This window comes from Caldisphaera sp., from assembly GCF_046536515.1.
Classification (GTDB): domain Archaea; phylum Thermoproteota; class Thermoprotei_A; order Sulfolobales; family Acidilobaceae; genus Caldisphaera.
On record NZ_JAWDMQ010000066.1, the window covers coordinates 1 to 6812 of the forward strand.

Below are 6812 nucleotides of genomic sequence, written 5' to 3' on the forward strand. Positions count from 1 at the left end.
GAGAATAAAGAAAATGCACCATGGATACTGTATATTCATGGAGGTCCTAAAACGTTTTATGGCTATTCTTTTAATTTTGTATTTCATTATCTTGCATCTCAAGGATATAATGTTATCTATGGTAATCCTCATGGTAGTGATTCTTATACTGAGGAGTTTGCTGACATTAGAGGTAAGTATGGAACAATAGATTTTTCTGATTTAATGCGCATAGTTGATGATGCCTTGAAGGAAAATAAATCCTTAGATCCAAATAAAGGTGCCGTAATGGGAGGAAGTTACGGGGGGTTTATGACTAACTGGATTATAACAAAAACGAATAGGTTTAAAGTGGCCATAACTGAAAGAAGTTGTAGCAATTGGTTTAGCTTTTATGGGTCTAGCGATATAGGATGGCACTTTGCATCAGACCAATTAGAAATTAAGAATCCATGGACAGATTTTGATAAAATAAAAGAAAAAAGCCCTTTATTTTATTCAGATAAGATAGAAACACCATTACTTATAATGCATGCTTTAGAAGATTATAGATGCCCATATGAGCAAGCATTGCAATTATTCATAGCCTTAAAAGAGTTAGGAATAGAAACAAAAATAGCTCTATTTCCTGGAGAGAATCATGATCTTACAAGAAGTGGTAAACCAAAAACAAGGATAAAATATATGGAAATTATGGCCGAATGGCTTAAAAATCACTTAAGTTAATAAACTTTTATTAGTTATATCTATTGGTGCTACAAATGTTAACAGAAGAGGATTTAAAAAAAGCAGAAAAATATTGTAAGGATGAAATAAATACATTCTTATTGTATAAAACATTATCAAATTATAGTAAAGATAATAAAATTAAAGAAGACTTAAATAAATTATCAGAACAAGAATTAGAGCATTATAATTTTTGGAAAAGTTTAACAGGTCATGAATGTAAAGCCGATATAAAGCCGGGTTTATTATTTAGGATCTTATATAGGCTTTTTGGTCCTGTCTTTACTTTACAAGTTTTAGAGAATAATGAATCTGCTACAATAGATGAATACAGACAATTTTTAGATAAACTAGAAGATGATAGACAAAAGTCCACATTAAAGAAAATTATTCAAGATGAAGAAGCTCATGAAAGGCAAATTATAGGAGACATAAAAGATATAAGAGTAAAATATTTGAGTTATGTTGCTTTAGGACTTGCTGATGCAATAGTCGAAGTCTCTGGTGTGCATGCAGGATTCTTGGGCGCAACAGATAAAACCATAATAGCTGGAGTCGCAGGTTTGGTAGTAGGCTTCTCTGCAGCTTTATCAATGGCAGGGGCTGCGTATTTGCAAGCTAAGCAAGAAAAATCTATAAGAGCATCAGCAGGTGCAACTGTTACCGGGCTTAGTTATTTATTAACAGTTGTAATATTAGCTTTACCATATTTGCTACTCAGAAACATATTAGAAGCATTTGTTATTTCCCTATTTTTTGCAACTTCAATGATAAGTGGATTCACTTATTATACTTCAATAATACATACTCAAAGATTTTCAAAAGAGATAATAGAGAGCTTATTGATGCTATTCTTAACTGCTATAGCTGGATTTTTCTTTGGTGACTTGATTGGAAAAATATTCGGAATAAAAGCATTAATTGGATAATAAAGGATCTTTTATTTTTACATAACCTTAAAAAAATTTTACCATAAAGGTATATCAATGAAAAAAAGAATTCATTTGCAATAATGATCTGACCTACTCCCGCCCTGAAGGGCGAGTTTCCTGAGGTCTAGAGGGTTACACCCCTTTTACGGGTGCTACTCTATTATCCCCGACAAGATATTGCGGGAGAAATCGGCTCTTGCTTATCATTTTCTAAGAGTTGATAGACCTGGATTCATTTTTTATTATTTTCAGAAAAAATATTTAAGTTTTTACCCCCTCCTAAAGGGTAAGGTTTGCTGTTCATTTTATCAACTATTTTAATTTCGTACTTTAATTATGTTTATTTAATATTCATTAGAATTTTTGGACTAAGAGTATATCAGATTATTAACTTTGTATTTCAATAATTAAATGGTGAAGCGTTTGGAAATAAATTCAAAGAAAAACGTTGTTATAAAATTAGAAATTCCTGAAGAAGATTATAAAATACTATCAAAAATTGCTAAATCCAAGGGCTATTCTTTGCCGAACGACTATTTGAGAGAGTTAATTATTTCATCAGTTGAAAAGGGAAATGTAGAGCAGTCTCAATTAAATAAGGAATTGATAGAGACTATATCGAAAAGGATTGAAAGAGTTATGCAGGATTTATTAAATCCTTTTACTCAAAAAATAGATGATTTATCATCAAGAATAGCAGATTTAGTTGAAAGCATAGAAGAAACTAAGATAGAGAAATCACAGCAACCATTACAAAAAGAAGAGCCAAAGTCCAAAAAGAAAACAGCTATTGAGATATTAAAGGAACAAGGAGTTATTTTTTCAGACGATGTACAATGGTTAAGGTATCCTGATGCATACTTTAAGAAACTTGAGAGCAGCGGGGCAATAGTCATTTATTTGGATAATGAGAGAGTTGCTTTAGATAAAGATTTTTGGGATAGATTTAGATCTAAGTTGGCTACTATAGCTATAAAAGATCCTAAAGAGGTTGAAGACCTTTTAGCATCAGATTTCGGTGAAAATGGAAGCAAATTGTTTAATAAATTAGTTAAGAAAGGATTAGTTTTTTACGATGAAGATATGAAATCTTGGAATTTAAGTATTAATCAATAATTATTTATATGAAATGCCTATTAAGATAAACTTAAAAATTTTATAATTTAAGTATAAATGGGCAATAGAATTGAGAGTTAGAGAACTCATAGATTTTATGGGAGAATTAACTTTAAAAACGGGATATCCGGTTCCTGTTCCAGAAGACTTTTCATATAAATGGGCACTAAAATTTAATTTTAGTAGAAAAGGTAAGGTCATTCTTTACACAGGCGCATTGTATCAGCTAATTCCTTATATCGAATCTCTGTCATTATATTTGATGGCTATGGAAAAAAGCGATGAAGGAGGATATATTGCTTTAAAGTTGGCAAGAAACATTCCTAGAGAAATAATAAATAAAATAGTACAACCCGATAAAAAACTGATTTCATGGTCATATAATGTCTTAACCTCTATTTCTAACCTTTTAATGAAAAGTGGAATAGATTTTGCATACCTTTATGAAAACGATATATATAGTGGAGTACTGCTTTATGATATGGGGGATGAAAATAGGTTCAAACTACATGCAAATAAAGTTTTTAAATTAATAAAACAATCAAATGCAGAAAAAATAATAACTGTAGATCCCCATACTACAAATATATTGAAAAATGTTTATCCCAAATATATTGATGGCTTTGATATAGAGGTAAATAGTTATTTAGAATTAATAGATGTTAATGGAGAGAATAAAGTAAATGGTTATCCTGTTGTGATACACGATTCTTGTATCTATGCCAGGGGGTTATCTTTAATTGATCCTCCAAGAAAGCTATTATCAAAGAAAGGTTATGATATTAAAGAAGCAAGAAGAAGTAAAAAAATAACCTACTGTTGTGGAGGTCCAATAGAATCTATTTTTCCTTCTCTAAGTCATGAGATAGCAAAAAATAGAGTGGAAGAGTTGAGTAATATTTCAAGTAATATTGTTACAATGTGTCCTATATGTTATATAAATCTAAACAAAATTGCCAGTAATTATAAAGCTAAAGTTTATGATATATCAGAGATGTTATGAGGTGTTATGATTGGATTATCTTGAAAAGATTATAGTAGATATTTCAGAAACTTTAAAAAATAAAGATTTTAAGGAGGCCTTAGAAAGCAGTGTACCTATGTCAGAAAAAAGAGTTTTGGATTTTTTAAATGCTCATAGTGAAATTCCAAAGCTTGCTAAAGAAGTTGAAGAAATAAAAAATAAAGTATTATCTAATATTGATTATTATATTGATAGAGTTATGGAATCATTGAAGTTTATAAATGGTAATCCTCATTATGCAGAAACAAAGGATGATGCCTTAGATGTATTGGATAAAATTATAGGAGAGAAAAAGAAAATAATACTATCTAAAAGTATGGTCGCAGAAGAGGTAGGCGTTAGGGAGCATTTAGAAGAAATTGGTAAAGAAGTTTGGGAAACTGATTTAGGGCAATTATTAATTCAGTTAGAGAAAGGTAAGCCAATGCATGCCATTGCACCAGCAATTCATATGACTGTTAATGATGTGATAAAATTAGTTAAAAGCAAGTTAAATATTGAGTTGAAGGGGGATGAAAATCCTCAGCAAATAGTAGCTAAAATTAGACCTTTTTTAAGAGAGAAATTTATAAATGCAGATGTAGGAATAAGTGGTGCTAATGCTATATCAGCCGATTCTGGATCCATTTTTTTAATAGAGAACGAAGGAAACATAAGGCTTGTAACAACTTTACCTCCACTGCATGTTGCTATAGCAGGCATTGAAAAAATCGTTCCTACATTATTGGATGCATTTAAAGTTGTTTTGGTTCAATCTTCTTATGCAGGATTATATCCTCCTACGTATGTAAGCATGATATCAGGTCCAAGCTCTACAGGTGATATAGGTCATAGAAGGGTTTACGGGGCTCATGGTCCTCCTGAAATGCATTTAATTCTTTTGAATAATGGAAGAAAACAGGCCATTAGAAATGATGTTTTAAGAGATCAGCTAAGGTGTATTAGATGTGGTAATTGCCAAATATTTTGTCCAGTGTGGGATATAACAGCTAACAAATGGGGAGGCAAAGTTTATGGAGGTCCTATGGGAGTGGGATGGACAGCAATAACTGAAGGTATAGAAAAAGGTGCGGAGCTATCACAACTCTGCTTAGGTTGTATGAGATGTGATACTGCTTGCCCAGTAGATATACCTTTGTCAAGTTTAATACATAAGTTGAAAATGTCTTATTTCTATATCTAAATAATATATTAAATTAAGTATTAAAAAGGTGGTTTTCTATTTCATCAGCCTTCTTTTGAGCTTCCAACACAGCCTCCATTATTGATCTTTTAAGTCCGTTTCCCTGCAATACCATAATCCCTCTTATTGTAGTTCCGGCTGGAGTTATTACTAAATCTCTTATGTAATGGGGGGACCATCCTTTTTCAAGCAAAGTTTTTGCTGTTCCTTGCATTGTATATAAAACTGCTTTATATGCTAGGTCTCTAGGCAAACCTGAAGCAATTCCTCCTAAAGCTAAGGCATCTATTATCTCAGCTAAAAATGCTGGAGCGCTTCCGCTTAAAGCTGTTAGAGCATTCATGTATTTTTCATCTACCCATTCATAATAACCTATTGAAGAAAATATTTCTTCGACCAGTTTCTTTGATTCTATATCTAAATTAGAATTTGTCGATAAAACTGTAAAGCTTGATGAGGTTTCAGAATTTATATTTGGCATAGCTCTAACTATCTTTGCTCCCATTAGCTTTCTTGACAACCATTTAATAGGTGCCGCAGCGACAACTGATATTATCAGCTTCCCTTTTACAAATGGGGAAATCTCGTCTGCCAAATTTATAAGTTGGGAAGGTTTTATAGCTAAAATAATAACATCAGAATTCTTAATAGCATATATATTATCTTTTGTTGCTTCTATTCCCATATTTTTAATCTTGTTTAATGATTCATCGCTTCTTACTGTAGCTATTATTTTCCAATCTTTTCCAGATCCTACTAAAGACCTTATAATTGACGACCCTATAACGCCTGCACCTAAAACAGCTAAAGACCTATCAACCAACTTAAATTCCCACTATTTTCTAAAATCCCAAGCTTTTAAATTTTTATATTTTGTTTTCGTTGTCGTAAATTCTATAATCTTCACTTTCGGTTAATATTTCTTGGATTTTTCCGTAGAGTAATCTTAAGCTTATTTCATTAAAAATAGAGACAGGCATTATATGACCGAAATATCCAGATGCATATAAAGCTCGTGCAAGGCTTAACGATAAGTCTAGAGTATAACCATCAATATCTTTTGAGTCCTTTAATAAAGATTCTAAATAACCGTCTTCATGTAATCTTGGTATGACTTCATCAATTATTTCTTTGTCAAGTAGATCAGATTTACTAACAACATTTATCTGAGGCTTTTTGAATCTAGTATTTACTGAACTTGCAAGAGTTAATATGGAAACAATATTAGCAGGGTTACCAAAAAATATGGAGTCCATTAAAAAAATAACAACTGATTTATCATTATAAATAATAGAGTTTAAGACTAATGGGCCCCCTATTCTATACGCGAACAACTCCAATTGTCCTGGAGTATCTATTATTGTAAAATCTGGGTTTATTTTATCTATTTCCTCTTTTATCTTATCTGAATAATTTATCAAAGAGTCTACAGCACTTATAAGAGACCCGTTAGGTCCTAAGCCTTTATCAAGAAAGTCTTCAATTTTTACGTAATCTCTTACATCTATATCCGAATCGTATGGTAACTTTTCTGCTGCTGGATCGAAGTTTACTATTGCAACGTTTGCACCAGTATCTTCCATTGTAGATCTTAGTTCTCCAGCTAGAGTGCTTTTTCCTGCCCCTGCGGTTCCTAGTAATATTATGAACATTATTTCACCTTGAAGGGGACCTCCTGCGCACACATGACCCCGTGACGCGGGGCTAATTCACGCAGGCAATTGGTCCCCCATGATATGTTTTTATCAACTGTCTTATATTATTATTAAAGAATTAAGGTAAAATAATTGAAATGAGAGTGTAGGGACAAAGGGGATTTCAGATCCTTTTGAATACCCTTCAGATTACAAAT

7 protein-coding genes are annotated in these 6812 nt (G+C 31.9%); 5 read left to right on the forward strand and 2 right to left on the reverse strand.

Going from position 1 to position 6812, the window contains the following annotated elements:
* The 5 genes from RXO53_RS07395 to RXO53_RS07415 form a co-directional block, all read left to right on the forward strand.
* Window positions 1-705: alpha/beta hydrolase family protein (locus RXO53_RS07395; RefSeq protein ID WP_410713589.1), on the forward strand; the 705-nt coding region annotated here is incomplete at its 5' end.
* Window positions 706-740: 35 nt separating this feature from the next.
* A complete protein-coding gene (locus RXO53_RS07400) occupies window positions 741-1634 on the forward strand; it encodes a VIT1/CCC1 transporter family protein (protein ID WP_410713590.1) in 894 nt (297 codons plus the stop codon).
* 426 nt (window positions 1635-2060) lie between these two features.
* Window positions 2061-2753, forward strand: coding sequence for a hypothetical protein (locus RXO53_RS07405; protein WP_410713591.1), 693 nt, complete (start codon window positions 2061-2063; stop codon window positions 2751-2753).
* A 70-nt stretch (window positions 2754-2823) separates the two neighbouring features.
* Window positions 2824-3756, forward strand: a complete 933-nt coding sequence (locus RXO53_RS07410) for a heterodisulfide reductase-related iron-sulfur binding cluster (protein WP_410713592.1) — start codon at window positions 2824-2826, stop codon at window positions 3754-3756.
* Between the two features lie 10 nt (window positions 3757-3766).
* Complete coding sequence (locus RXO53_RS07415; RefSeq protein WP_410713593.1) at window positions 3767-4960, forward strand: LUD domain-containing protein; 1194 nt, start codon at window positions 3767-3769, stop codon at window positions 4958-4960.
* Between the two features lie 13 nt (window positions 4961-4973).
* On the opposite strand, the gene proC is transcribed toward RXO53_RS07415, so the two are convergent.
* A complete protein-coding gene (gene proC / locus RXO53_RS07420; RefSeq protein WP_410713594.1) occupies window positions 4974-5783 on the reverse strand; it encodes a pyrroline-5-carboxylate reductase in 810 nt (269 codons plus the stop codon).
* A 43-nt stretch (window positions 5784-5826) separates the two neighbouring features.
* Complete coding sequence (locus RXO53_RS07425) at window positions 5827-6612, reverse strand: ATP/GTP-binding protein (RefSeq protein ID WP_410713595.1); 786 nt, start codon at window positions 6610-6612, stop codon at window positions 5827-5829.
* Between the last annotated feature and the right edge of the window lie 200 nt (window positions 6613-6812).